This window comes from Arthrobacter sp. NPDC058130, assembly GCF_042884475.1.
GTDB lineage: Bacteria > Actinomycetota > Actinomycetes > Actinomycetales > Micrococcaceae > Arthrobacter.
Window position 1 is genome coordinate 578,327 of the sequence record NZ_JBHVTV010000002.1, and the last position, 26,800, is coordinate 605,126.

Genomic DNA, 26,800 nt, shown 5'->3' on the forward strand with positions numbered 1-26,800 from the left:
GGGAAGCCCCCGGCAGTTCAATGAACTGCCGGGGGCTTCCCTGTTTAACCCGGGGCCTGTGTTCCGCTGGGGCCCGCCCGGGAATGCCTAGCGGCGGCTCGGGTGGCTGGCCAGCAACCGGTTGATGCGGGCGGCCCAGAAGGGTCCCTCGTACAGGAAGGCCGTGTAGCCCTGGACGAGGGTGGCGCCGGCGTCCAGCCGTTCCTGCACATCCTGGGCCGTTTCGACCCCACCTACCGAGACGAGGGTCAGCGCGCCGCCGGTGGCGGCTTTGAGCCGGGCCAGCACCTCCAGGGACCGCGCCTTCAGCGGCGCCCCGGAAAGTCCGCCGGCACCGCACGCTTCGACCTTGTCCGGGCTGGAGGCGAGCCCGCTGCGGGCGATTGTGGTGTTGGTGGCGATGATGCCGTCCAGTTTCAGGTCCAGCGCCAGGCGCGCGACGTCGTCGATGTCCTCATCGCTGAGGTCTGGCGCGATCTTGACCAGCAGCGGCACGTGGCGGCCGGCCGCCTTGTCCGCCTCCTCGCCCACAGCGGCCAGCAGCGGGCGAAGCGTTTCAACGTCCTGCAGCAGCCGGAGGCCAGGCGTGTTGGGCGAGCTGACGTTGACCACAAGGTAGTCCGCTGCCGGGGCCAGGCTGCGGGCGCTGATTAGGTAATCGGACACCGCGTCTTCGAGCCCAACCACCTTGCTCTTGCCGATGTTCACCCCGATCACGGGCCGCACGCCGGGGTAGTGCCGCTGCAGGGCTGCCCGGGCGGACTTCAGCCGCGGGGCGACCGCCGCCGCGCCGTCGTTGTTGAATCCCATCCGGTTGATCACGGCCCTGTCTTCCACCAGGCGGAACAGCCGCGGCGCCGGGTTCCCGGGCTGGGCCTGGCCGGTGATGGTGCCGACTTCAATGTGGCCGAAGCCCAGTTCGGTCAGCGCTTCAATGCCGTGGCCTTCCTTGTCGAAGCCGGCCGCAAGCCCGAACGGCGACGGGAAGGTCAGGCCGAACGCCTGGGTCTGCAGGGACGCCGCGGGTGCGGTGAACTTCTGCAGCAGTGGCCCGGCACCGCAGCTGTGGGCGAGCCGGATCGCCTTGAACCCGATCTTATGGGCGCGTTCGGCGTCCATCCACGAGAAGGCGAGCCGGAAGAATGTGGGATATACGCGCATGCCTCTAGTTTTCCGGTTCGGCCCGCGCAGACCAAACCAACGCACCGGCGGCTGCGGTTATGACACCCGGTGTGACTGCCGGTGTGACTGCCGGTTGTGACTGCACCAGGACGGGCCGCGGAACTGCGCCGGCGCGAGTTAGCATGAAGCCATGACCAGCAATGATGGTGTCGGAACGGGCGGCCGCGGGGCGTCGGGCCGGTTGATCGAGGCCGATGTGGTGGTGGTCGGTGCGGGCCTGGCCGGACTTGTCGCGGCGGCCCAGGCCTATGCCGCCGGCCGCCGGGTGGCTGTGCTCGACCAGGAACCCGAGGCCTCCGTCGGCGGCCAGGCGCACTGGTCCTTCGGCGGCCTCTTCCTGGTCAACTCCCCCGAACAGCGGCGGCTCGGGGTGCGGGACTGCGAGGAGCTGGCCCTCGCCGACTGGCACGCGTCCGCAGGATTCGACAGGCCGGAGGACGCGCTGGCGAAGGAGTGGGCGGCGGCGTACGTGAACTTCGCCGCCGGGGAGAAACGTGCCTGGCTCGCCGCCCTGGGCGTCAGGCTGTTTCCCCTGGTGCAGTGGGCTGAACGCGGCGGCTACGGCCCCGACGGCCACGGCAATACTGTCCCGCGCTTCCACGTCGCGTGGGGCACGGGTCCTGCCCTCGTGGCCCCGTTCCTGGCCAAACTGCGCGAAGGCGAAGCCGCCGGGCGCGTGTCCTTCCACTTCCGGCACCGCGCCACCGGGCTCCTGAAAACCGCCGGCCGGGTGAGCGGTGTCCGCGGCGAACTGCTCGAGGCCAGCAGCGCGCGGCGGGGCGAACAGTCGTCACGGCGCCCGGCCGGCAGTTTTGAGGCTGCGGCCGCGGCCGTGGTGGTGACCAGCGGCGGCATCGGCGGCAACCACGATTCCGTCCGCAAGCAGTGGCCGGGCAGTGTGGCGCCGGAACGGATGCTCAGCGGTGTGCCTGCTTCCGTGGACGGGGACTTCCTCCCGGCCGTGGGTCGGGCCGGCGGCAGCCTGATCAACGGCGACCGGATGTGGCACTACCCGGAGGGCATCCACAACCATGCCCCGGTCTGGCCGCAGCACGGCATCAGGATCCTGCCCGGACCCTCCGCCCTCTGGCTGGACGCGACGGGGCGGCCGCTCCCCGCTCCCCTGTTTCCCGGCTTCGATTCACTCGGGGCACTCCGGCACATCCTGGCCACGGGACATGCCCATTCATGGTTCGTCCTCAACAGGACCATCGCGCTGAAGGAATTCGCGCTGTCCGGATCGGAGCAGAACCCCGATCTCACCGGCAAGGATGTCCGGCTGCTGGCCGCACGGCTGAAGCCCGGCAGCGAAACCCCGCTGCAGCGGTTCCTGGACCAGGGAATCGACTTCCTGCAGGCAGCGGATCCCGCCGGGCTGGCCGAGCAAATGAACGCTTTGACAGGCGGACAGCTCATCGACCCCGCGTCCCTCGACCGCCTGATCCGCGCCCGGGACCGGCAGTTTTCCAGTGGGCTGGGCAAGGATCCGCAGCTGGCGGCGATCGGGGCCGCACGCCGCTTCGCCACCGACAAGATCATGCGGGTCGCGCCGCCGCACCGGCTGCTCGATCCGCGCCACGGTCCCCTGCTAGCTGTCCGGCTCTCGGTCCTGACGCGAAAGAGCCTCGGCGGCCTGCACACGGATCTGCGATCGCGGGTCCTGGATGCCGCCGGGCAACCCGTAGCCGGGCTGTTCGCCGCCGGTGAAGCCGCCGGGTTCGGCGGCGGCGGAATCCACGGCTACAGGGCACTCGAGGGGACGTTCCTGGGCGGATGTCTCTTCTCCGGACGTTCGGCCGGCCGCGCCGCGGCGTCGGCGGCATAGGGGCGGCATAGGTCGGCGGCCCGGCAAGCAGGCCAAGAAGGCAGCGCAGGAAACCAGCGCAGGAGGAAGAGTCGATGCAGTGGCGGACGGACATACTGGGAGAGGATTTCCAGGCGTGCTCCTTCGAGGCGGCCGGCCCTGACGGCGTGCTGCGCACCGCAACCCTGGTCCGCCATACCCCGCTCGGACCGGCGCAGCCCGCCGCGCTGCCGGCCCGAGCCGTGCTGTTCCTGCACGGCTGGAGTGACTACTTCTTCAACGAGGAACTCGCCGAGTTCTGGGCCGGGCAGGGATTTGAGTTCTTCGCCCTCGACATGCACAACCACGGCCGCAGCCTGCGGCCCGGCACCCACGGCGGATACGTCGCGGACCTGGACAACTACGACGCCGAAATCACCGCGGCAATCGGCATCATCGGCTCGCTCCGGCCGGCCGGTGCGGCGCCGCAGCTGACGCTCATGGGCCACTCCACCGGCGGCCTGATCGCGGCATTGTGGGCCGACCGTCATCCCGGCGTGGCATCACACCTGGTCTTGGACAGCCCGTGGCTGGAGGTCCACGGCAGTCCGGCCCTGCGCCGGGCCGCGCGGACCATGGTGGAGCCGTTCGCCCGGTTCTGGCCGGAGTCGGTGATCCGGCTGCCCGAGCGTGCCTTCTACTGGCGCAGCATCAGCAACGCCGCGGAAGGCGAATGGGCCCTGGACGATGCCTACCGTCCGCCGCACGCCTTTCCGGTCCGCGCCGGCTGGCTCAGCGCCGTGCTGAGCGGACAGTCCAAGGTGGCGCGCGGCCTGAATATCGAGGTGCCCATCCTCGTGCTGATTTCCGGTGCCAGCGCCAACGGGATGTTCTGGAAGGAGTCCATGCGCCGCACCGACGCGGTCCTGGACGTGAACACGATCGCCCTGCGCGCGCTGAGCCTGGGCCGCACCGTCACGCTGGAGCGGATTGACGGCGCCCTGCATGACGTCTTCCTGTCCGCACCCCGTGTCCGCGCGGACGCCTATTCCCGGCTGTCGCGGTGGCTCAGGGCATACGTGTTTGACTGACGCGAACCACGACGGCGGCCATCACCGGCGCAGCGGTCAGGACCCCTCGCTGCCCACGGCGGGAGCGGCGTCGACAGCTCCGCCGTACCGGCGGTCCCGCTGGGCATAGATCTCCACGGCGTCCCACAGGGTCCGGCGGTCCACGTCCGGCCACAGGGTGTCCAGGAACACGAACTCGGCGTAGGCCGACTGCCAGAGCATGAAGTTGGACAGCCGCTGTTCCCCGGAGCTGCGCAGGAACAGGTCAACGTCCGGCAGGTCCGGCTCGTCCAGGAACTTCTGGATGGTCCGCTCGGTGATGGCGCCCGGCTTGAGCCGGCCCTGCGCCACTTCCTCGGCGATCGCGGCCACGGCGTCGGCAATCTCGGCGCGTCCGCCGTAGTTGACGCACATGTTCAGGGTGCACGTGCTGTTGCCCCGGGTGTAGTCCTCGGCCTCTTCGAGTTCGCGGATCACCGAGCCCCACAGTTTCGGACGCCGCCCGGACCAGCGGATGCGCACGCCCCACTCGTCGAGCTGGTTCCGCTGCCGGCGCAGCACGTCCTTGTTGAAGCCCATGAGAAACCGCACCTCTTCGGGGGACCGCCGCCAGTTCTCAGTGGAGAAGGCGTACACGCTGACGTGCTCGATACCCAGCTCGATCGCGCCGGCCATGACGTCCAGCAGGGCAGGCTCCCCCGCTCTGTGGCCCTCGATCCTGGGGAGGCCGCGCTGGTTGGCCCAGCGCCCGTTGCCGTCCATCACGATCGCCACGTGCCTCGGAATGAACTCCGCGGGGATGGCAGGCGGCACAGCGCCGGACGCGTGCGGATAGGGAGCCACCACCGGCGCGGTCCGCTGCCGGACTTTGCCCTGCTTCGCCTGGCTCTTCTCCAGGTTCCTTCCCAGACTTCTTCCCAATGCCACTTTTACGTTCGCTCCACATGTTTGAGGGATTTCAGGACTCGTTCCAGGTGCCACTGGAGGTAGCCCGCCACCAGGCCGGCCGCTTCCCGGCGGTGGACGGGCTGCGAGGCATCCGCCGTCGTCCAGTTCCCGGTCAGCAGCGCACCCAGCAGGAGCACCGTCTCCGGGGCCGGCGCCGGGGACCCCGGCGGCCGGCACCCGGGGCAGACCATGCCGCCCAGCGGCGCGGAGAACGCGGTGTGCGGGCCCGGCGCACCGCATCTGGCGCAGTCGGTAAAGCTGGGCGCCCAGCCGCCGGTCGCGAGGGCGCGGAGCAGGTAGGAATCCAGGATGAGCTCGGAGGCGTGATCCCCCCGGCTCAGGGACGCCAGCGCACCCACCAGCAGGTTGTACTGGGCGGTTCCGGCCTCGCCGTCGACGTCCGTGAGCTTCTCCGCCGTCTCGGTCATGGCGGCCGCCACCGTGTACCGGCCATAGTCCGCCGCGATGTTTCCGCCATAGGCGCCCTTGGCCACGGCCTGCGTGACAACATCCAGGCTGCGCCCGGAAATCAGCTGCAGATCGACCACCATGAACGGTTCCAGCCTGGCGCCGAATCGGCTGCTGGTGCGGCGGACGCCCTTCGCCACCGCACGCACCTGGCCGTGGTACTTCGTCAGCAGGGTAATGATCCGGTCCGCCTCGCCCAGCTTGTGGGTACGCAATACGACGGCGTCATCACGGTAGGCGCGCGCTGCGAAGGATTGTTGGGCCACAGTTAATCTTCGCACTGTCTCTGTTGAAACACGGCATGGGCAACGCCCTGCCGGGGCGAAAACACTGCCGGGCACAAACACTGCTGGACAAAACCACTGCTGGCGAACAGCACTGCGCCGCCGGGAAGATCCGGCGGCGCAGTGTTCCTTAGCAAGGCGTCAGTCAGGGGTGCTTGCCGTGTCGGCGGACAGAATCAGGCGCGGGCGTCCCGGATGGCGCGGTTCACGGCCGAGATGACGGCTTTGAGGGCGGACGTGCTGGTGTTGGCATCGATCCCCACGCCCCAGAGCACGCGCTCGCCCACGGCGCATTCGACATATGCGGCGGCCAGTGCACTGCCACCCTCGGAAAGTGCGTGTTCGCTGTAGTCCAGGACCCGGACATCCACGCCGTCCTCCCGCAGGATGCTCAACAGGGCCGCGATGGGGCCGTTGCCGGTCCCGGTCCGGCGTACCTGGTTTCCGTCGATCTTCAGGGCGGCGGTCAGGGTCATGGCGCCGTCCTCGTCAGTCTCGGTGCTGATCGAGCCGAGGGCGTAGCGCCCCCACTGCGCGTCGGCGGTACCGGAGGGCAGGTATTCGTCCTGGAAGACCTGCCACAGCTGGGGTCCGCTGACTTCCCCGCCCACCGTGTCGGTCCGTTTCTGGATGACGCCGGAGAATTCGATCTGGGCGCGGCGCGGCAGGTCCAGGCTGTGTTCGTTCTTGAGCAGGTAGGCGACGCCGCCCTTGCCGGACTGCGAGTTGACCCGGATGACCGCCTCGTAGCTCCGGCCCAGGTCCTTCGGGTCCACCGGCAGGTACGGGACCTGCCAGGTGTAGTCGGCGACGTCCTTGCCGGCCGCGGCGGCATCCTTTTCGAGTGCCTCCAGGCCCTTCTTGATCGCGTCCTGGTGCGAGCCGGAGAACGCGGTGAAGACGAGGTCTCCGCCGTAGGGGGCCCGCTCGGCCACGGGCAGCTGGTTGCAGTACTCCACCGTGCGGCGGATTTCGTCGATGTCGGAGAAATCGATCATGGGGTCGATGCCCTGGACGAACATGTTCAGGCCCAGGGTCACCAGGTCCACGTTGCCGGTCCGCTCGCCGTTGCCGAATAGGCAGCCCTCGATCCGGTCTGCGCCCGCCAGGTAGCCCAGCTCGGCGGCGGCGACGCCGGTGCCGCGGTCGTTGTGCGGGTGCAGGGAGAGGATGATGCCCTCCCGCGGGTGCAGGTTCCGGCTCATCCACTCGATGGAGTCGGCGTAGACGTTCGGGGTGGCCATCTCCACGGTGGCGGGCAGGTTGATGATGACCTGGCTGTCGGCCGATGCCTCGAAGACGTCGGCGATCGCATTGCAGACCCGAACGGCGTACGCCAGCTCGGTCCCGGTGAAGGACTCCGGCGAATATTCGTAGGTGATGTGCGTATCGACGAGGGTTTCCTCGTACTTCTTGCACAGCCGGGCGCCCTGGAGGGCGATGTCCAGGATGCCGTCTTCGTCCTGGTTGAACACCACGCGGCGCTGCAGGACGGACGTGGAGTTGTAGAGGTGCACGATCGCCTGTTTCGCGCCGACCAGGGACTCGTAGGTCCGCTCGATCAGGTGTTCACGGGCCTGGGTCAGCACCTGGATCGTGACGTCATCGGGGATGTGGTTGCCCTCGATCAGCTGCCGGACGAAGTCGAAGTCCGTCTGCGATGCGGAGGGGAAACCGACCTCGATCTCTTTGTAGCCCATCTGGACCAGCAGCTGGAACATCTTCAGCTTGCGGGCCGGGCTCATGGGGTCGATGAGGGCCTGGTTGCCGTCGCGCAGGTCCACGGCGCACCAGCGCGGGGCCTTGGTGATGAGCTTGTCCGGCCAGGTGCGGTCCGGCAGTTCAACGGTGATCTGGTCCTGGAACGGGACGTAGCGGTGGACCGGCATTCCTGAGGGCTTCTGTGCGTTTCGCATTACTTATCGGGGCCTTTTCTGTGATTCTTGGTGAAAGGGTGGCCGGGCAACACAAACTCCGCAGCGAGGGTGGGCCTTGCGCTAGATCGCGTCTGAGGCCTCGCCGCGGCAGCTAAGGAGAAGCAGTTCTGCGCGCACCATTTCACAGTAACACGGGTGCGTAAGATGAAGGAGCCAGACCACCGCAACGTCCACCATGCAGACCATGCACCGACACACGCTCCGGTGCCGGACTGCCTCTCAAAGGAGCCTACGTGCCACTTTCGGGGATCGACCTGTCCACCATCGACGCCAGCGTCCGTCCGCAGGATGACCTGTACCAGCATGTGAACGGCGGCTGGCTCAAGAGCACTGTCATCCCGGACGACCGGCCGCTGGAGGGAACGTTCACTGCGCTGCGCGATGCGTCGGAGCTCGCCGTGAAGGAGATCATCGAGCGGGCCGCCGCGCGCGGCGCCGACGCGACCGGCATCGAGCGGAAAATCGGTGACCTATACAACAGCTTCATGGACGAAGCCGCGGTGGAGGCCAAGGGGCTGGACCCGCTGCGTGCCCGGCTCGCGGAGGTGTTCGCCACGGAGTCCGTGGCCGGGCTGGTTGCCCTGGCCGGGCGGCTGTTCCGCGCCGACGTCTCGGGGCTGTTCTACATCTACCCGGCCCCGGACGCAGGGAACCCGGACCGGATCCTGCTGTACACCGGCCAGGGCGGCCTCGGCCTGCCGGATGAGTCGTATTACCGGGAAGAGAAGTTCGCCCCGATGGTCCAGGCCTACCGTGACCACGTCCAGGCCATGCTCGGCCTCGCGGACGTGCCCGACGCCGAGGGCGCGGCCGCACGCGTAGTGGCGCTGGAAACCGCGCTGGCCTCGCACCACTGGGACAACGTGACCTTGCGGAATCCGCAAAAGACGTACAACTTGAAGTCCGCCGGGGAGGCGGCGGAGCTGTTCCCGCTGCTTTCCGACTGGTTCGACGCCGCCGGCATCGAACCGGAGAAGCGCGCCGAACTCGTGATGAGCACCCCCGATTTCTTCTCGGGCGCCGCGTCGTTGCTGGAGACCGAACCGCTGGCGGCCTGGCAGGAATGGCTCGCCATGCGCGTGGTCAGCTCGGCCGCCCCGTACCTGTCCTCGGCGTTCGTGAACGCGAACTTCGCGTTCTACGGCACCACGCTCAGCGGTACGCCGCGGATCAAGGACCGCTGGAAGCGCGGCGTCGCGGTGGTCGAGGCGGCACTCGGTGAGGCCGTCGGCCAGATCTATGTGGCCGAGCATTTCCCCGAAGGCCATAAGGCACGCATGCAGACCCTCGTGGCCAACCTGATTGAGGCGTACCGGGAATCCATCACCGGGCTGGCCTGGATGGGCGAGGCCACCAAGCTCGAGGCGCTAAAAAAGCTGGACTCCTTCCGCGCCAAGATCGGTTACCCGGACAAGTGGATCGACTACTCCGCGGTCCAGGTTGATCCCGCCGATCTGCTCGGGAACGTGGAGCGCGCGCACAGCGCCGACGTCGACCGTCACCTCGACGAGGTGGGCAAGCCCGTGGACCGGGAGAAGTGGCTCATGACTCCGCAGACGGTCAACGCCTACTACCATCCGCTGCTGAACGAGATTGTGTTCCCCGCCGCCATCCTGCAGCCTCCGTTCTTTACGGCCGACGCCGATGACGCGGTCAACTACGGCGGGATTGGCGCCGTGATCGGCCATGAAATCGGCCACGGCTTCGATGACCAGGGCTCGCAGTACGATGGCAGCGGCCTGCTGCGCAACTGGTGGACCGAGGACGACCGCACCGCCTTCGAAGCCCTGACCTCCAGGCTGGTGGCGCAGTTCGATGCGCTCTCCCCCACCGCCGCTCCGGGCCACAACGTCAACGGCAAACTGACCCTGGGCGAGAACATCGGGGACCTCGGCGGCCTCACGATTGCGTACAAGGCCTACCTGATCAGCCTCGACGGGCAGGATTCCGCGGTGCTCGACGGCATGACCGGGGTCCAGCGCTTCTTCGCGTCCTGGGCGGCAGGATGGCGGCAGGTCATCCGGAATGAAGAGGCCATCCGCCGGCTGGCGACTGACCCGCACTCCCCGAACGAGTTCCGCACGAACGAGATCGCCAAGAACCTGGACGCCTTCCATGAGGCTTTCGGCGTCACCGACCGGGACGGCATGTGGATGGAGCCACAGGAGCGCGTCAGCATCTGGTGACCCGGCGTCCGGCCGCTGACCATGCGTAAAGGCCCCCGTTCAGTCGAAATCTGAACGGGGGCCTTCCGCGCGGGTGGGGCTTACTGGGTGATCAGCGCCGGATTCGCCTGCTGGCAGACCGTGTCGCCGGCCGTCTGGTTGACGATGTCCGCGGGCAGCTGCGGCGTGGCATCTGCCGTCGGCGTCCCGTTGGCGAAGTCGCTGCCCAGGTAGACCTGGACTCCGGCGACGCCGGCGGCCGGGAGCACCTGGCCCGGCGCCACACCGAGCAGGGCCGCCACGTCCGCGGCCACGTCGGCGTACTCCGCGCCATAATACACAGCCGTTTTCGCGACCGGCCGAGCCGCCAGCTGGCCCACCTGAGTGAAGCCGTCGGCCTTGATGGCCTGCACGATTTCCTGGGTCCGCGCCGGCGCGCCGGAGCCGTTGGCCACAGTGATGGGCTGCAGGGTCTTGTCGTAGGACGGCACCGTGGCGGTGGGCGTCGGCGTGGCGCTTGCGCTCGGTGAGGCACCCGGCGTCGCCGTCGGATCGGTCAGGTCAACGTCCCTGCGCATGGCGTCGAACAACTCGGACGCCGCCGGCTCGGCCAGCTGCAGACGGTTGGGGTCGGTTTCGGCCGGGACGGTCGGCGTAGCCACGAAGGCAACCTTGCCGACGTCGATGTTCTTGAGCCGGTTGCCCACCGTCAGCAGGGTCGGCACCGAGGCGAGGCCGTCGTCGATGGTCAGGTTCTTGGTGATCGCGTCCGCGATGCCGAGCATCCGGGCCGGGTTGGTGAGGGTGCCGTCGTCCTTGATCTTCCGGGTCAGGGAGGACAGGAAGCCCTGCTGGGCCTTGATGCGGCCAAGGTCGCCGCCGTCGCCGAACGCGTGCCGCGTGCGGACGAAGGACAGCGCCTGCTCACCCTGGACCGTGGAGGTGCCCTTGGGCAGCCTCAGCTTCGAATCGGGGTCATACACGGCGTCGCTGACGCACACCTCCACACCGCCGACGGCGTTGGAGAGTTCCTTGACGGCGTTGAAGTCGGCCATCATGAAGTGGTCGATCTGCAGGCCGGTGAGCTTGTTGACGGTGTCCACCGCGCAGCCGATGCCGGCCTCGGACATCGCCGAGTTGATCATGACGCCGCTCTGGGCCGGGTAGACCTTGTTCGTCTTCGGATCCGTGCACTGCGGGATGTCGACCAGGAGGTCGCGCGGGAAGCTGATGACATTGACGCGCTTGTTGTCCGCGGAGATGTCCATGAGCATCATCACGTCCGAGTGGCCATAGCCGGTGGAGTCATCGCTGGTGCCATACTGCGAATTCTTTCCGTCACGGGTGTCCGAGCCGAGGATCAGGATCTGCATCCTGTCCGTCGAGTCGTTCACGGCGGCCCCGGACTGGACGCTGCCGGCGCTCAGCGGCGCCTTGGTGAGGTTGCCCTGGAGCCGGATGGCCCAGTAGGCGCCGAACGCGACCACGCCCACCAGGAGCACCGCGATGACTCCCGTGGTGACTTTCAGCCACGTGGGGGTTCGTCGAGCCGCGCCGAGGTGCCGTGCCGGGCCAACCGCGAGGTCGGCCGTGTGCCGGGCAGCGGCAGCTGCCCGGGCCGGCGGGGCGGAACCGTCGGCACGGTTGTCACGGGGTCGAACCACTTGTTGAGCCTTCCTTCACGAACGGGGAGTCTGCCCATTTTAGTGTCCGAATCTGAGAAAACCCCGATGGTCCCGCTCTTGGGAGCGGCGGGGCGGGCCGGGGGCCCGGTAAAGGCCCAGCTCAGAAGCCCAGTTTGACCAGCTGTTTCGGGTCCCGCTGCCAGTCCTTGGCGACCTTCACGTGCAGGTCGAGGTAGATGCGGGCGCCCAGGAGCGCCTCGATCGCCTTGCGTGCGTTGGTTCCAACCTCGCGGAGCCGGGCGCCGCCCTTGCCGATGATGATGGCCTTCTGGGAGGGGCGCTCGACGAACAGATTGACGCGGACGTCCAGGAACGGCCGGTCTTCGGGCCGGCCTTCACGCGGAACGATCTCGTCGACAACGACGGCCAGGGAGTGCGGCAACTCGTCGCGGACGCCTTCGAGGGCGGCCTCCCGGATCAGTTCGGCGATCATCACGGCTTCGGGCTCGTCTGTCAGGTGCCCGTCCGGGTACAGCGCCGGCGACGCCGGCATGTGGCTGATCAGCACATCGGCGACCGTGTCGACCTGGAACCCGTCGGTGGCGGAGACCGGGACGATGTCCTTCCAGCCGTCCTCGCCGAGGACCTCGCGGCCCAGGGCGGCGACGGCGAGAAGCTGCTCGGTGAGGGCCTGGCGGTCCACGGTGTCGGCCTTGGTCACGATCGCGATGATCGGCTTGTTGCCGACGGCGGCGAGCTGGGCGGCGATGAACTTGTCACCGGGGCCGATCTTCTCGTTGGCCGGCAGGCAGAAGCCGATCGCGTCGACCTCGGCGAGGGTGTCGGCGACGAGTTCGTTCAGCCGCTTCCCCAGCAGGGTGCGCGGGCGGTGCAGACCCGGGGTGTCGACGAGGATCAGCTGGGCGTCGTCCCGGTGCACGATGCCGCGGATGGTGTGGCGCGTGGTCTGCGGCTTGGCCGAGGTGATCGCGACTTTTTGGCCGACCAGGGCGTTGGTGAGGGTGGACTTGCCCGCATTGGGCCGCCCGACCAGCACCGAGAAACCGGCGCGGTAGCCGCTTTGGGCTGCGCCGCCGTCGGACTTATTCTGCTTGCTCACGTGAGACTCCCTGTTGGATTGGTGCGGCCTCGTCGAGGAGGTCTTCAAGGTCAGTTTCTTCTTTTGCCACGGCGGCCGCAATGATGTGGCTGACGCGGTTCCGCCGGCCCTCGAGCCGGTCGGCGCGGAGGGTCAGACCGTGGACCTGGACGGCGCTGCCGACAATCGGCACCCGTCCGAGGGCCTTGGCGAGCAGGCCGCCGACGGTGTCCACTTCGTCGTCGTCGAGTTCCAGGTCAAAGAGCTCCCCGAGGTCATCGATGCTCATGCGGGCACTGACCCGGTAGCTTCCGTCGCCGAGCGCCACGGCCTCGGCGCTTTCGGTGTCGTATTCGTCCACGATCTCACCGACGATCTCCTCGATGAGGTCCTCGAGCGTGACCAGTCCTGCCGTTCCGCCGTATTCGTCGATGACGATCGCGACGTGCGTGGATTCCTTCTGGAGCTCGCGCAGCAGGTCGCTGACGAGCTTGGAGTCCGGCACGTAGCGGACCTCGCGGGCGAGTTCGTCCACCACCGGGGGCTGGTCGTCCGGGCCGAGGTTGTGCAGCGCGGCGGCGACGTCCTTGAGGTACACAATGCCCAGGATCTGGTCCGTGTTTTCGCCGATGACCGGGATCCGGGAGTACCCGGAGCGCAGGAACAGCGACATCGCGCGCCGCAGGCTGGACCCGGAATCGATGGTGAGGATGTCGGTCCGCGGGACCATGACGGAGCGGACCAGGGTGTCGCCGAAGTCGAAGACCGACTGGATCAGCTCGGCCTCGTTGTCCTCGATCACGTCAGACTCCGTGGCACGGTCCACGAGTTCGCGGAATTCCTCTTCGCTGAAGAACGCCTCACTGTCGGCGGGCGCGCCGGGGGCCACAACGCTGCCAAGCCGCACCAGCCAGCCCGGGATCGGGCCGAGCACGGCGTAGAGGGACCGGACCAGCGGGGCGCTGAACCGGACCAGGGCGGCGGAATGGACCCGGCCGAGCTGCCGCGGGGACACCCCGACGATCACGAACCCGAGCAGCGCCATGATGCCCGTGGCCACCAGGCCGGCGAGCCAGACGTTGTCCAGCAGGCTGGACAGGAGGACGGTCACCGCGACGGCGGCAGCCATCTCGAACCAGACCCGCCAGAACCGGAGGGCGCGCATGTGCCCCACGGGCTGCGCCAGGATGCGTTTGAGCGACGTGCCCCTGCTGTGCAGGACCGCCTGCTCTGCGTCGTGCCGGGGCAGGAAGTTGAAGGCTGACTCGGCAGCGGTCAGGACCGCGGCAAAGCCGAGGAACACCAGCGCCATGCCGGCGAGGATCAGTGGGGTCACTGAATCGTCTCGGACGGGGCCGCTTTGCCAGTGAAGGCAGTCAGCAGTTCGCGCTGCAGCCCGAACATCTCTTCCTTCTCTTCCGGCTCGGCGTGGTCATAGCCCAGCAGGTGCAGGATGCCGTGCGTGGTGAGCAGCAGCATCTCGTCCTGAGTGGAGTGGCCAGCGTTGCGGGCCTGGACCTTGGCCACCTGGGGGCAGATGGCAATATCGCCGAGCATGCCCTGCGGTGTCGGCTTGTCCGGGGTGCCCGGGGTCAGCTCGTCCATGGGCACGGAAAGGACGTCGGTGGAGCCGGGCTCGTCCATCAGTTCCAGGTGGAGCTTTTCCATGGCCGGTTCGTCCACCAGCAGGATGGACAGTTCCGCCTGCGGGTGGATGTAGAGGCGTTCGAAAATGAAACGCGACAGGGCCACGAGTTCAGCCTCGTCGACGACGACGCCGGATTCGTTGTTGACCTCAATGCTCATGCGCGTTCTCCCCGCGATTCCCGGGCAACGGAGTGCTTGACCCGGTTCCTTTGGACTTCATCCCAGATGCTGTAGGCGTTGACGATGTCCCCCACCAGGCGGTGCCGGACGACGTCGGAGGCGTCCAGTACCGAGAAGTTGACGTCCTCGATGCCCTGCAGGATCTCCTCGACGATCCTCAGCCCCGAGCGGGTGCCGAACGGAAGGTCCACCTGGGTGACGTCGCCGGTGACCACCATCTTGGAGCCGAAGCCCAGGCGGGTCAGGAACATCTTCATCTGTTCCGGCGTGGTGTTCTGGGCCTCGTCGAGGATGATGAAGGCATCATTGAGCGTCCGGCCGCGCATGTAGGCCAGCGGCGCCACCTCGATGGTGCCGGCGGCCATGAGGCGCGGAATGGATTCCGGGTCCATCATGTCGTGCAGGGCGTCGTACAGGGGCCGCAGGTAGGGATCGATCTTGTCGCTCAGGGTGCCCGGCAGGAAGCCGAGCCGCTCCCCCGCCTCGACGGCGGGACGGGTCAGGATGATCCGGCTGACTTCCTTCTGCTGCAGAGCCTGGACGGCCTTGGCCATCGCCAGGTAGGTCTTGCCGGTACCGGCCGGCCCGATCCCGAAGATCACCGTGTTGGCATCGATCGCGTCCACGTAATTCTTCTGGTTCAGCGTCTTGGGCCGGATGGTCTTGCCGCGGGTGGAGAGGATGTTGGTGGTCAGCACTTCCACCGGGTTCTGCAGCGACTGGCTGCGGAGCAGCGAGACGAGCTGCTGCAGGACGGCCGGGGTAATGACGGTGCCCCGGGCCACCAGCCCGCGCACCTCGTTGAGCAGCCGCATGATCCGCGGCACGTCGGCGGCCGGTCCGCTGATCGCGAGCTCGTTCCCCCGGACATGGAAATCGACGGCGGGGAACTGGTTTTCGATGAACCGCAAGGCTTCGTCATGGCTGCCCAGCGACTGGACCATCTGTTCTGAGTCGTCGAACAAGACCACCTCCGTCCGCAACCCTGGTAGGGAGTGGGGGAATTCCCCTGCGGTGCGCTCTCCGGCGCTGAACCGGGCCTTGCCGTTCGCTGCTTCAGTCATGGTGTTGGCCCGCGGGCCTCTGGTCCCCTCCAGTATGAATATGGTCTGTCGCCGCGATCCGTACCTGGGCGGTTTGCACCGTCCGCGGCCCGGGTCAGCGGGTCCTTCCATCTTACGCCAGCGCGGCGCGCCCGACGCCGGTCGGCATGCGGTGATGCCTCGGGCGCCGGGCGGGCGGGGAACAGGCACCGGAACCGGGACGGGACCGCAAGAATCTCCATGCGGGAGTGGTAAAGGTGCCGGCCTCGTCAGAGGGCCGCGTCGAAGATCCCGGGATCGTTGGTCATCGATTCGCCGATGGCGCCCGGGACGACGAATAGGTGCCTACAGGTAGGTGTTCCCGAAGATGACATATCCATCAAGCCAGTGAGCCCCGGTCCTCGGAAACGGCGGTTCCGCATCCTCTGGAGCGTGCCCCTGCACCGGCACGGATGGCCCTGCCGGTCTCCAAGGCCACGCCGCCCACAGGACTGCGCCGGCCAGCAGGACTCCACAAGCCACGATGATCCAGGCCGTGCTCATTCGGTGCCCAGGGGCACTGGGCGCAGTCGGATTCCGTCGCGGTGCCCGTACATCTGGCGTCCGTGGCCCGTTGCACTGACCACCCACACAATGGTTGAGTCGGGCGTCTTCGCATCCACCCGGCCCACATGGGAGTGGTGCGCCGAGATGACCACTTCAACAGTGGATCCGACCTCGATTGAGCTCCAGTCCTCCGGAGAAACCCAAGCGTCCGTTGTCTCGGGCAGCGGGGTTCCGCGGCGGCCCCCGCGGCGGGACGGTGACTGCAGCATGGTCATGCCACGCTTTCCAGCGCGCCCGCCCGGGACCGGACGCCCACATAGTCGCCCTTGAAGAAGAGCAGGGGCTCCGCGTCGGGGCGGGCGCTCAGGGCGCGGACGGCGGCCACGACGATGGTGTGGTCGCCGCCGTCGTACTCCTGGTGCAGTTCGCAATCGACCCAGGCCAGCGCCTGGTCCAGGACGGGGTTGCCCAGGGGCGAGGGCGCATGGTCAACGCCGGCGAATTTGTCCGCTCCCGAGCGGGCGAACTGCGCCGCCAGGTGCTGGTGTTCTGCGGACAGGATGTTGACGGTGAACCGGCCCGCCTCGCGCAGCAGCGGCCAGGTGCTGGAGGTCCGTGCCGGGCTGAACGTGACCAGGGCCGGCTCCAGGGACAGGGACGCGAAGGACTGGCACGTAAACCCGGCGGGTCCGTGCTTTGTTGCTGCCGTGATCACCGTCAGTCCGGTGGCGAAGTGTCCAAGAATGCGGCGGAGTGTCTTCGGGCTGAGATCCGTTTGTTCCGTCATGGCGAGTCCTTTCGACGCTGGTAGCCCTAATCAACCACCCCGGACACGGGTTCCCAAGCCCGGTTGAAACGCACAGTCGCGCAGCGACACAGCGCGTCACCGCCCGTTGCACGACGTAAGAATTCGGCCGCGGCCGGGGCCTGGATTAGCTCCCCAAGTCCGATCACGGGTCCTCGTGAGGGATCAGGGATGGGCCAGCCACGGACGGTAGGCTCGATCAATGGCAAATCACGAGACCCTGCTAGCCGTCCGATCCGCGTACGACACAGTTGCCGAGGCTTATTCAACGGTGATCCCGGATACAAGCTTCGAGGCGCCTCTGGATCTGGCCATGGTGGACCACTTCGCAGCGCACATGCGCGCCACGGCGGACCGGCTGGTGATCGACGTCGGATGCGGTGCCGGACGGATGAGCAGCTACCTGAGCCACGCCGGCCTGAACGTCAGCGGCGTCGACTTGTCGCCCGAAATGGTCCGGGTCGCGCAACGGCTTCATCCCGGACTGCCCTTCGAGGTGGGAGAGCTGACTGACCTGCCGGCGGCCGACGCGTCCGCGGACGGCATCCTCGCCTGGTACTCGGTCATCCACTCTCCCCCGGTAACCCTGCCAGCGATCGCGCGGGAGTTCTGGAGAGCGCTCCGCCCGGGCGGCTCGGCGCTCATCGCGTTCCAGGCCGGCAGCGGCCACCGCACTGTTGACCGCGCTTACGGACACGACGTCCAACTCCGTGCGGAACTGCACGCCCCCGACGACGTGGCGCTGAGGTTCACCGAGCAAGGATTTAAGATGCGCGCACAGCTTGTGCGCGCACCGAGATCCGTGGAGAAGCACCCGCAGGCCGCCATCCTCGTCGACAAACCGTGTGTGCCCTCATAGGGGTCGGTGACGTGTCCGCCCGGGACAACTGCCGGTGAACTGCTCCTCCCGGGCGTAGTCGACATAGTGCCCGAAGGAGGGATCGTCCGCGCCCGGCACGGCTCCGGCTGCTGCCGCCTTCACCAGCCAGTCCACCTGATGCGGGATGGTCTGGACGTAGGTCCCGACGGGTTCATAGCCGATGTCAAGGGAGGCCTTCGTGCTGAGCACCCGAGGTGCCGGGCGACTGCTGCCGCGATCTGTCGGGCATTGGGCGCCGTAGCCTTCCCGGGAGTCGTAGTCCCCCGCGCCGGGCCTCATGGTGGGGTTGCTCTCGAGAACGGGTGCACCAAAGCGCGGCGGCACATCGGAATTGACGTGGTTGCCGGCGGCGTCAACGTAGCGTCTGGCGGCTCACCCTGACCGCCAACATGCTAGCCCCCTGGCCCGGGATTCGCCTCCGGCATTTCCGGGATTTCACCCGCGGCGGGTGAGGCCCATCCCGGGCCTGACGCTAACAATGGTCATACCCTCCACTGACAGGGCTGAGGGGCCAGAACGGCTAGGAATCAGTGCGCGAATTCTTCCAGGACGCTGAAACGTTTGCCTTGCTCCTCCTGGCGCTCCATATACTCCTCGTGACCGTCGCAACTGTCCTCGTGTCGATGAATCGCCGTCCATCCTCCGCTATTGCGTGGGTGCTCGCCATAATTTTCATACCGGTCCTTGGCGCCGTTGCGTTTTTCTTTGTCGGTTACTCGAAACTGCCAAAGGCGCGCCGCGACAAACAGCGCAAAATTAACGATCTGGTCCTGGCTCGGACTGAAGGCAGCCCGCTGGTTAGCCGCGGCCTTGACTGGCCGGACTGGCTGCATTCGGCGGTGGTGTTGAACAGCAACCTTGGTGCGCTCCCTATGGTCGCGGACAATAGTGCGACCCTATTGGGCGACTACAACGGCGCTTTCGATGCCATGATTGCTGAGATTGATTCGGCCACCAAATACGTGCACGTGGAGTTTTACATCCTGGTGCTGGACGCAACGACGGCGCCGTTTTTCGAGGCGTTGTCCCGGGCAAGACGACGCGGCGTCGACGTCCGGGTTCTGTCCGATCATCTGGCTGGCCTGAAGTTCCCCGGCCGGAAAGAAACCCTGGTCTTCCTCCAGGAGATAGGGGCGGAATATCGCCCCATGCTGCCGGTGCGGCCGTGGCGGGGCGAATGGCAGAGGCCGGACCTGCGCAACCACCGGAAGATCTTGGTCGTCGATGGCAGCGTGGGATTCACTGGATCCCAGAATGTCATCGACGCGAGCTACGACACGAAGGCCAACCTGAAGCGCGGGCTCCAGTGGCACGAGCTAATGATGCGCGTTGAGGGACCTGTGGTCCGGGAACTGGATGCGGTCTTCGCGACAGACTGGTACAGCGAAACGGATGTGATACTGCCACTGGATTCAAGCCCAATAGGCGTCAGCCACAGTTCCGTGCTCATTGACGCGCAAGTCCTGCCCAGCGGTCCCAGTTTCGACAACGACAACAATTTGAAGCTCTACGCGACGCTCATCCACAAAGCTGAGCGGCGTGTCAGCATCACCAGTCCATACTTTGTCCCGGACGAATCCATCCTGATGGCCATCGTCACGGCAGCCGCGCGGGGGCTCAGCGTCGAGCTCTTTGTTTCCGAGGTCGGAGACCAGAGCATGGTCTACCATGCGCAGCGTTCATACTACGAGGCACTGCTCCGCGCCGGCGTCAGAATCTACCTTTACAGGGCGCCCAAGGTGCTGCACTCGAAACACTTCACCATCGATGAGGAAGTTGCGGTAATTGGGTCCAGCAACATGGATGTCCGTTCCTTCAGCCTCAACATGGAGGTATCCGTACTGGTACACGGGCGCGGTTTTGTGGACGCGATTCGTGGGATCGAAGACGGGTACCGTGTGGAAAGTCGTGAGCTGCAGCTCGAGGACTGGCTCCGGCGGCCCATAGCCCAAAAAGTATTCGACAACCTGGCGCGCCTGACCGCCTCCCTCCAATAGGGAATTGGCGAACCCGCCAGGGGGACCTTGCGCCCAGGAGGACAACGGCGCCAGCTACTGAGTGCCCCCGGCCCTATTCAGCATCCCTCAAGTCGGTCACCGGACGCTGACCCCAATCCCTACCGATCCTTTCTATCGTCGCCGCCGTGGTCGGGTCCCTGTGCGTTATCTTCCTGACCGGATACTTAACGATCCAGCTGCAGCTATCAGAGGCCGGCGCTCCTTTTCTGGACTTCAACGCACGTCCGGTCCCCGGATTGGCTGAATGGTCGCCGTACTTAGTTCGGGCGGCATTCGTGCTACTCGCTTTGGGCGCGATTCTGGGATACCGCGTGGCGGTCCGCACTGGGGCGGCTCAAGTTGTGACTCTCGTTGTCCTGATTACGGCTGTCTTCGCCGGCGCCAACGCGTCACAACCACTCCCAACGGACGGGGAGCCGCAGCCGGTCGCGCTGTTCAGTCTTATCAACGGCGCTACGTCGCCGTTCATCCTTGCACTTATCGGAACAGTCATCGCGAACCTGATCTCCGCCCGTCGCCGAAGAAGGCTTGACCATGGGCCGGTTGAACTCTGATCCAGCGACGCCGTATCCGGTGCGGGCGGCCGCGATTAGGCTTGCAGTCATGGCTATCATCCACCAAGCAGAACTGCAGCCAACCAAACTCGAACTCCTCGAAGAGTGGCTGCCCAGTCAGCCGTGGTTCCCGGAGTCCGCTGCGGGGCTGAGCAAAGTCGGCTCCTACCGGTTCGACGACCCTGCTGGCGAGGTCGGGATCGAGACGATTCTCGTCTCTGCGGCGGGCTCCACCTTTCAAGTACCGCTCACGTACAGGGCCCAGCCCTTGGCCGGCGCGGAACCATGGTTGGTCGGAACCATGCAGCACTCGGTTCTCGGCCAGAGATGGGTTTACGATGCCTGCGCCGATCCCGTCTACGTGACGGCATTGGCAGCGAGCATCATGCTCGGCCGCCCCCAAGCAAAGCAATACCTCGACGTGAAGGGAAAACTCGAAATCCTGGCCGAGTCGGTCTTCGTGCAGAGCACCGGGCCGACACTCAAGGCAGTAGCCAGCGTCTCTTCAGCTACCCCACGCGACGCCGCCGACGGCACCGCAATCGAGGCCGCAGACCTCCACTTACTCGTAGTCAGAAAGCTGGATCTTGATGCGCAACCGGCCGGGCCGCTGACATTGACCGGTATCTGGGAAGGACAACAGGACAACGTCAAACTGGCAGCCGTAACCAATGCCTGACTGCGCGAGATGAGACAGCCCTGGTCGCGGGGTCGAATCCGCCCTCGGGTAGGCTCCGAGCCGGCTGGAAACAGACCATCCTGCCCCGAGAAACCGCGCCGTGGAGGCGCCGTGCGGTATAGTCGCCGCATGCTTTCAATGCGTCGATTTACTTGCCCCCGACCGGTGTCCCGTCGCGAGGGCTCTGAGGCGCGCGCCTAGGTCCTGGCGCCGGATTGAGTCGGGGGGAAGGAAGCCGCCACTCGAATCCGAACTAAGGACCTTTAATGCCCAGTTATCTCAGTCCGTCAGAGCTCCACGAAGCTTTGACCATCCGCGACCTCTCAAATCCGGACCATCAACCGCATGCGATGCAGGCACTGCTGGATGGCGTCATCGAAGCGCTCCGCAACTCGTGGGGCGTGCCGGAACGAATCGTCCGCGACAGCCCCTTGGTGAGCGTGGCCGACAACTACGACCGTTTGGGGTTCAGCGACTCGGACGTCACGCGGGACCAAAAGTACTCCCGTTACGTCAGCCCCACGGTCATGCTCCGCAGCCACACGTCGGCTTCCATCCCGTCGCTGCTGCGGGCCCTGGATACGGACGATTCCATGGATCAACTGTGGGCCATGCCCGGCCTGGTCTACCGACGCGATTCTATCGACCGCACGCACGTGGGAACTCCCCACCAGGTGGACCTATGGCGGGTCAGTTCGCGGGAACAACTCGACGCAGACGACCTGCAGGACATGATCGGAACACTGGTGCATGCGGTGCTTCCGGGGGCGCAGTGGCGCACCGTTCCAGCCGTTCACCCCTACACCAGAAAGGGCATGCAGGTCGATGTCCTCATGGATGGAGCGTGGCTCGAACTCGCGGAATGCGGGCTCATGGCCCCGCATCTATATTCCGAAGCTGGCCTGGATCCCGCAAAATGGTCAGGGCTGGCTCTGGGGATGGGTCTGGACCGGGCCTTGATGCTCCGCAAGGGCATCCCCGACATCAGGCTGCTTAGGTCTACGGACCAGAGAATCAAACTTCAGATGCTGGACCTGTCCCGGTGGAAGCCGGTCTCTCAAATGCCATCCATCCGCAGGGACATCTCCATCGTGGTGCCCGCGGACATGGACACCGAGGTGCTCGGCGACATAGTGCGAACGGCATTACGAGAGAAGGCCGACGACCTGGAAAGCGTCGAACTCTTGGCCCTAACGCCGTATGGAGAGCTACCCCCGGCAGCGCAGGAACGCCTGCATATTCGCGCAGGCCAGGCCAACGCGCTGATTCGACTGGTACTCCGCCCTCTCGCTCGGACCATGACGGACCCAGAGGCGAATCAGATCCGAGACGATGCTTACCTGGCCTTGCACGAGGGACCAACCAAGGAGCTCATCGCGGGATAGCGCTCGTCTCCGGAGCGAGTTAGGTATCAACTTTGTATCGGCCTCATATCGTTCCCGTTGCAGTTCCGGCGCCGTGGCCCAAACCAGCCAGACGGGCCCCGCCGGTGTGCCATGCTGGAATCCGGTTGTCCCCCAGACCGCCGTGCCGGTGTCCGGCACGCCAAGGTTGGGCGGCCACCAGCGGTCTACAACGGCTACAAAAACGGATCATCGCCGCGGATCGCGGGGCGCTAGAGGAAAGGCACAGCGGCATCAGGAAGCGTGGAGTTCAGCAGTCATCAGTGGGGCGCGCCCGCCGCGGCGCACTGGCGCTCGTGCTGCCCGCCGCCCTGCTGCTGTCCGGCTGCGTGGCCACACCGCAGAGCGGCATCACGAACTCCAGCAGCCCCTCGGAACTCATTCCTGTCCCGGCCTCGGGCGTCCCCACCACGAGCGCGCCGCTCGAAACGGCCCAGACGTCGAACAAGGCTCCGGTGTATTGGATCGGCCGCAGCAACGACAACGCATTCCTGTACCGCGAGTTTCGCGATGTCCCGGACCAGGACAATCCTGTCACGCGCGCCCTGCGCGTGATGATGTCCCAGAAGCCGCTGGACCCGGACTTCTTTACGCCGTGGCAGAACCCGAAGAAGCTGACGACGTCGATATCCGGCAAGAACGTCATCACAGTGGACGTCTCCGCGGATGCCTTCAACAGCAACGTGGATGCGGCCATGGCCGAGCGCGCCATCCAGCAGCTCGTATACACCGCGACGGCTGCCGCGGCCAGCGCGGGCCTAATCGATTCCGGCCAGCAGGTCCAGGTGGTTGTGCTGGTTGACGGTCATACGGACTACGTCGCCTTCAACCATGTCCGGCTGGGCGCGCCAACCTCACGCAGCGCCGGGATGGTGGCCCCCGTGTGGATCATTGATCCGCAGGAAGGCACGTCCGTGGCCGATGGTTCTGTCAAGATCAGCGGACGGAGCACTGTGACGGGCGGGAAACTCCGCTGGCAGATCCTCAAGGTCGACGGCGACAACGCCAAGACCGCTTATCTCAACGGCAGCGCGACGGCGTCGTCCGATTCCACCCAGTCCGGGTTGTTCACCTTGTCCGTGAACCTCGGCCCCGGACGCTACGAGGTCCATGTGTCCCAGGTGGATTTGTCGGACAGCGCCAAGGAAGTTTTCCAGGACACCCGCGGTTTCGAAGTCAAATAGCCTTCGCCGTCCAACAGCCGCTTTCAACTAGTCAACGTCACGAAGATACGGCCCGCATACCGTCAGCTGGCTACCGGCCACGGGCTACCAGCGGCCGAGGATGTCGTTGGCCAGTACGGTCGCGGCCGGCCCGGCGGTGGACGAGCGCAGCACGTGGTTCCCCAAGAGGGCCGTGACGGCCCCGGCGTCGCACAACCGGGTCACTTCACGCGGGCTGATGCCGCCTTCGGGGCCCACGATCAGCAGCACTTCACTGAATCCGGAGTCGGCGGCGGGCGCGGTTTCCAGCCACGATTCCAGGACGTCCCGCAGCGGGCGGACGGCGTCTTCGTGCAGGATGACGGCCAGATCCGCGGCAGCCACGGCAGCCTGCAGCCCGGCGCCGTCGACCGCCGCCCGGACCTCCGGGATCCAGGCCCGGCGCGCCTGCTTGGCTGCCGCCGTTACCACCGATTGCCACTTGGCGTGTGCCTTCGCGGCCCGTTCGGCCTTCCACCGCACAATGGACCGCTCCGCCTGCCAAGGAATGACGGCGTCGATGCCCAGCTCGGTGGCTGTTTCGACCGCAAGTTCGTCGCGGTCGCCCTTGGCGAGTGCCTGCACAAGCACCAGCCGGATCCCGGGCCGCGGCTCGTCCGCAACATCCACGCACTGGACGGTCAGCTCACCGGGCGCGACCGCGGTTACCGTGCCGGTCAGGCGCTTGCCCGCGCCGTCGGCGATGTCCACGGCCTCGCCGACGGCGATCCGCTTGATGGTGACGGCGTGGCGGGCCTCAGCGCCCTCAAGGACGAAGGCGGAGCCGGGGACCTGCTGGTCCAGGGTGCCTGGGGCGGTGAAGAAGACCGGGTTACTCACCGCTACAGGTTACCGAGCCGGTCCCGGAGTTTCGCGAAGACGCCGCCGCTGGCCGCGAGCTTTCCTGCCGTGAAGTGTTCGCCGCGCAGCTTGGCCAGCTGGCGGAGCAGGTCTTCCTGGGCGGCATCGAGCTTCCCCGGCGTTTCCACCTGCAGGTGCACCTTCAGGTCGCCACGCCCGTGGCCGCGCAGATGCGTGACGCCGAGTCCGCGCAGGGTGATGACCTCGCCCGACTGCGTGCCGGCCTTGACGTCGATCTCCTGCTGCCCGTCGAAGGTGTCGAGGGAAATCTCGGTGCCAAGGGCGGCGGCCGTCATGGGGATGTTGAGGCTCGCGTGCAGGTCGTCGCCGTCGCGGACATAGGTGGCATCGTTGTTGACCCGGATCTCCACGTACAGGTCACCGGACGGGCCGCCGGCGGGCCCTGCCTCGCCCTGCCCGGAGAGCTGGATGCGGGTGCCGGTGCCGACGCCGGCCGGAACCTTGACGGTCAGCGAGCGGCGGCTGCGGATCCGGCCCTGGCCGCTGCATTCGTTGCAGGGGTCCTGGATCACGGTGCCGAAGCCCTCGCAGGAACCGCAGGGGGCCGAGGTCATGACCTGGCCCAGGATGGAGCGCACAGCGCGCTGGACCTGGCCACTGCCGCCACAGATGTCGCAGCGCACCGGGTGGGTGCCCTCGCGGCAGCAGGAACCCTCGCAGGTGGGGCAGACCACAGCCGTGTCGACTTCGAGCTTCTTGTTGACGCCGAACACCGCGTCGCGGAGGTCGATCCGGACGCTGATCAGCGCATCCTGGCCGCGGCGGACCCGGGACGCGGGCCCGCCCTGGCCGCCGCCGGCGCCGAAGAAGGTCTCGAAGATGTCCTGGAAGGCGAAGCCCTGGCCCGAGTAGCTGCCGCCGCCGAAGCCGTTGTCGGTGCCGTTCTCGTTGCCGGTGGTGTCGTAGACGCGGCGCTTCTGCGGGTCGGAAAGGACCTCGTAGGCGTGGGTGACGGCCTTGAACCGGTCTGAGGCGTCTTCTCCCGGGTTCACGTCGGGGTGCAGGGTCCGGGCCAGTTTCCGGTAGGCCTTCTTGATCTCCTCCCCCGTTGCGTCGCGGGAGACTCCAAGAACGTCGTAGTGGCTGCTCAAAGTGTGTATCTCTTCCTTGTTGTACTGCCTGTGGGGCACTGCCTGCGGGGCAAGAAGTCGTGCTGGGTCCGGGCCCGTCAGGGCCCCAGGATCCTCGAAAGGTAGCGGGCCACCGCGCGCACGGCGGCCATGGTGGTGGGATAGTCCATCCGGGTGGGCCCAAGGACGCCGACCTTGGCCGTGGCGTCCGGCCCGTAGGCGGTGGCCACGACGGAGGCCTCGGCCAGGCCGTCGTAGGGGTTTTCCCGGCCGATGCTGACGGTTACGCCGCGCGGGTCTTCGGCCATTTCGCTGAGCAGGCGGAGCATGACCACCTGTTCCTCGAGCGCCTCCAGCACTGGGCCGATGCTGAGCGGGAAGTCCACGTTGGAGCGTGCGAGGTTGGCCGTACCGGCCATGACCATCCGCTCTTCCCGGCTGCTCGTGGCCAGGGCTTCAAGGCCACGAGCCAGGGCGTGGGCTGCTCCACGGCGCGCCGGCGGGCCGCTGTCGACCACCGTGGGCAGAAGCTGGGGCAGAAGGCTCAACGGTGTTCCGGAGAGGCTCGTCAGGAAACTTGTGCGCAGTTCCGCGAGGGCGTCGTCGGGAATGTCCTGCCCGACGTCGATGACGCGCTGTTCCACTTTGCCGGTGTCCGCAATGAGGACGATCAGCACCTTCCGGGGTGCCAGCAGCACGAACTCAATGTGCCGCACCCGTGCGCGGCTCAGCAGGGGATACTGTACGACGGCGACCTGGTTGGTCAGGTGGGACAGGAGCCGCACGGTCCGGTCGAGGACGTCGTCGAGGTCCTCGGATCCTTCCAGCAGCGCCTGGATGGCCCGGCGTTCGGCCAGGGACAAGGGCTTGACCGCTGAGATCTGGTCGACGAAGAGCCGGTAGCCCTTGTCGGTGGGGATCCGGCCGGCGCTCGTGTGCGGAGCCGTGATCAGGCCTTCGTCCTCCAGCGCCGCCATGTCATTGCGGATCGTGGCACTGGAAACACCAAGATGGTGACGCTCCACGAGCGCCTTGGAACCAACGGGCTCACGCGAATGGACGTAGTCCTCCACGATGGCGCGCAGCACTTCGAGTTTGCGCGGTTCGCTCACGCTCCACCTCCAATCGACTGTCCCGCAGTCGGTGCCGCCCGCGTTGTCCGGTTCGCGCCCAATACTGGTGCGCGTGGCCCGCAACGGGTCAAGTGTTAGCACTCGACATGCCTAAGTGCTAACCAGTCTAATATGAGTCGCCGCGTTGTTAGCATTGGATTCGCTCCAGGCGTGGCCCGCGGGATCGCGTTTCCCGTCACACCGGGCGCCGGGACCGT

23 protein-coding genes are annotated in these 26,800 nt (G+C 66.7%); 8 read left to right on the forward strand and 15 right to left on the reverse strand.

Annotated elements, in window-relative coordinates; all coding sequences use genetic code 11:
• Positions 1–87: 87 nt before the first annotated feature.
• A complete protein-coding gene (locus ACFVTM_RS06865) occupies positions 88–1,161 on the reverse strand; it encodes a quinone-dependent dihydroorotate dehydrogenase (protein ID WP_390202645.1) in 1,074 nt (357 codons plus the stop codon).
• A gap of 151 nt (positions 1,162–1,312) precedes the next feature.
• On the opposite strand from ACFVTM_RS06865, the gene ACFVTM_RS06870 reads away from it, so the two are divergent.
• Positions 1,313–3,007: an FAD-binding dehydrogenase gene (locus ACFVTM_RS06870; RefSeq protein ID WP_390202646.1), complete on the forward strand. Its 1,695-nt coding sequence runs from the start codon at positions 1,313–1,315 to the stop codon at positions 3,005–3,007.
• A 74-nt stretch (positions 3,008–3,081) separates the two neighbouring features.
• Positions 3,082–4,056: an alpha/beta hydrolase gene (locus ACFVTM_RS06875; RefSeq protein WP_390202647.1), complete on the forward strand. Its 975-nt coding sequence runs from the start codon at positions 3,082–3,084 to the stop codon at positions 4,054–4,056.
• Positions 4,057–4,092: 36 nt separating this feature from the next.
• Here the strand turns inward: ACFVTM_RS06875 and ACFVTM_RS06880 are convergent, their stop codons facing one another.
• The 3 genes from ACFVTM_RS06880 to leuA form a co-directional block, all read right to left on the reverse strand.
• A complete protein-coding gene (locus ACFVTM_RS06880) occupies positions 4,093–4,944 on the reverse strand; it encodes an isoprenyl transferase (protein ID WP_390202818.1) in 852 nt (283 codons plus the stop codon).
• A 20-nt stretch (positions 4,945–4,964) separates the two neighbouring features.
• Entirely contained in the window at positions 4,965–5,717 is a 753-nt protein-coding gene (recO, locus tag ACFVTM_RS06885; RefSeq protein WP_390202648.1) for a DNA repair protein RecO, read from the reverse strand.
• A gap of 194 nt (positions 5,718–5,911) precedes the next feature.
• The gene (gene leuA / locus ACFVTM_RS06890; RefSeq protein WP_390202649.1) at positions 5,912–7,651 is read right to left on the reverse strand and encodes a 2-isopropylmalate synthase; all 1,740 of its coding nucleotides are present in this window, start codon (positions 7,649–7,651) and stop codon (positions 5,912–5,914) included.
• Positions 7,652–7,905: 254 nt separating this feature from the next.
• On the opposite strand from leuA, the gene ACFVTM_RS06895 reads away from it, so the two are divergent.
• Positions 7,906–9,858 carry a M13 family metallopeptidase gene (locus tag ACFVTM_RS06895; protein ID WP_390202650.1) on the forward strand — a complete coding sequence of 651 codons (1,953 nt, stop codon included), beginning with the start codon at positions 7,906–7,908 and terminating at the stop codon, positions 9,856–9,858.
• Positions 9,859–9,938: 80 nt separating this feature from the next.
• Here ACFVTM_RS06895 and ACFVTM_RS06900 read toward each other — a convergent pair whose 3' ends face one another.
• From ACFVTM_RS06900 to ACFVTM_RS06930, 7 genes are all read right to left on the reverse strand, one after another.
• Positions 9,939–11,501 (reverse strand): LCP family protein, encoded by a 1,563-nt coding sequence (locus tag ACFVTM_RS06900; protein WP_390202651.1) that lies wholly within the window; start codon positions 11,499–11,501, stop codon positions 9,939–9,941.
• A gap of 121 nt (positions 11,502–11,622) precedes the next feature.
• Positions 11,623–12,582 (reverse strand): GTPase Era, encoded by a 960-nt coding sequence (era, locus tag ACFVTM_RS06905; RefSeq protein ID WP_390202652.1) that lies wholly within the window; start codon positions 12,580–12,582, stop codon positions 11,623–11,625.
• Positions 12,566–13,897, reverse strand: a complete 1,332-nt coding sequence (locus ACFVTM_RS06910) for a hemolysin family protein (protein ID WP_390202653.1) — start codon at positions 13,895–13,897, stop codon at positions 12,566–12,568. The genes era and ACFVTM_RS06910 overlap by 17 nt, the downstream gene beginning before the upstream one ends.
• Positions 13,894–14,367, reverse strand: coding sequence for an rRNA maturation RNase YbeY (gene ybeY, locus ACFVTM_RS06915; protein WP_390202654.1), 474 nt, complete (start codon positions 14,365–14,367; stop codon positions 13,894–13,896). Before ybeY ends, ACFVTM_RS06910 begins: the two co-directional genes overlap by 4 nt.
• The gene (locus ACFVTM_RS06920; protein WP_390202655.1) at positions 14,364–15,452 is read right to left on the reverse strand and encodes a PhoH family protein; all 1,089 of its coding nucleotides are present in this window, start codon (positions 15,450–15,452) and stop codon (positions 14,364–14,366) included. Before ACFVTM_RS06920 ends, ybeY begins: the two co-directional genes overlap by 4 nt.
• A 518-nt stretch (positions 15,453–15,970) precedes the next feature.
• Entirely contained in the window at positions 15,971–16,252 is a 282-nt protein-coding gene (locus tag ACFVTM_RS06925; RefSeq protein ID WP_390202656.1) for a hypothetical protein, read from the reverse strand.
• Positions 16,249–16,764: a flavin reductase family protein gene (locus ACFVTM_RS06930; protein WP_390202657.1), complete on the reverse strand. Its 516-nt coding sequence runs from the start codon at positions 16,762–16,764 to the stop codon at positions 16,249–16,251. Before ACFVTM_RS06930 ends, ACFVTM_RS06925 begins: the two co-directional genes overlap by 4 nt.
• Before the next feature lie 220 nt (positions 16,765–16,984).
• Here ACFVTM_RS06930 and ACFVTM_RS06935 point away from each other — a divergent pair, with 220 nt between their 5' ends.
• The gene (locus ACFVTM_RS06935) at positions 16,985–17,641 is read left to right on the forward strand and encodes a class I SAM-dependent methyltransferase (RefSeq protein WP_390202658.1); all 657 of its coding nucleotides are present in this window, start codon (positions 16,985–16,987) and stop codon (positions 17,639–17,641) included.
• Here ACFVTM_RS06935 and ACFVTM_RS06940 read toward each other — a convergent pair.
• A complete protein-coding gene (locus ACFVTM_RS06940) occupies positions 17,636–17,941 on the reverse strand; it encodes a hypothetical protein (protein WP_390202659.1) in 306 nt (101 codons plus the stop codon). The genes ACFVTM_RS06935 and ACFVTM_RS06940 overlap by 6 nt on opposite strands.
• A gap of 251 nt (positions 17,942–18,192) precedes the next feature.
• Here ACFVTM_RS06940 and cls point away from each other — a divergent pair, with 251 nt between their 5' ends.
• The 4 genes from cls to ACFVTM_RS06960 all read left to right on the forward strand — a co-directional run bounded on the left by cls (position 18,193) and on the right by ACFVTM_RS06960 (position 23,500).
• Positions 18,193–19,659, forward strand: a complete 1,467-nt coding sequence (gene cls, locus ACFVTM_RS06945; RefSeq protein ID WP_390202660.1) for a cardiolipin synthase — start codon at positions 18,193–18,195, stop codon at positions 19,657–19,659.
• A 624-nt stretch (positions 19,660–20,283) separates the two neighbouring features.
• A complete protein-coding gene (locus ACFVTM_RS06950; protein WP_390202661.1) occupies positions 20,284–20,913 on the forward strand; it encodes a hypothetical protein in 630 nt (209 codons plus the stop codon).
• A 266-nt stretch (positions 20,914–21,179) separates the two neighbouring features.
• Positions 21,180–22,298 carry a hypothetical protein gene (locus ACFVTM_RS06955; RefSeq protein WP_390202662.1) on the forward strand — a complete coding sequence of 373 codons (1,119 nt, stop codon included), beginning with the start codon at positions 21,180–21,182 and terminating at the stop codon, positions 22,296–22,298.
• A gap of 281 nt (positions 22,299–22,579) precedes the next feature.
• Positions 22,580–23,500: a GerMN domain-containing protein gene (locus ACFVTM_RS06960; RefSeq protein ID WP_390202663.1), complete on the forward strand. Its 921-nt coding sequence runs from the start codon at positions 22,580–22,582 to the stop codon at positions 23,498–23,500.
• Positions 23,501–23,584: 84 nt separating this feature from the next.
• Here the strand turns inward: ACFVTM_RS06960 and ACFVTM_RS06965 are convergent, their stop codons facing one another.
• The 3 genes from ACFVTM_RS06965 to hrcA all read right to left on the reverse strand — a co-directional run bounded on the left by ACFVTM_RS06965 (position 23,585) and on the right by hrcA (position 26,582).
• Complete coding sequence (locus tag ACFVTM_RS06965; RefSeq protein WP_390202664.1) at positions 23,585–24,358, reverse strand: 16S rRNA (uracil(1498)-N(3))-methyltransferase; 774 nt, start codon at positions 24,356–24,358, stop codon at positions 23,585–23,587.
• Between the two features lie 2 nt (positions 24,359–24,360).
• Positions 24,361–25,491, reverse strand: coding sequence for a molecular chaperone DnaJ (dnaJ, locus tag ACFVTM_RS06970; protein WP_390202665.1), 1,131 nt, complete (start codon positions 25,489–25,491; stop codon positions 24,361–24,363).
• A 77-nt stretch (positions 25,492–25,568) separates the two neighbouring features.
• Complete coding sequence (gene hrcA / locus ACFVTM_RS06975) at positions 25,569–26,582, reverse strand: heat-inducible transcriptional repressor HrcA (RefSeq protein ID WP_390202666.1); 1,014 nt, start codon at positions 26,580–26,582, stop codon at positions 25,569–25,571.
• Between the last annotated feature and the right edge of the window lie 218 nt (positions 26,583–26,800).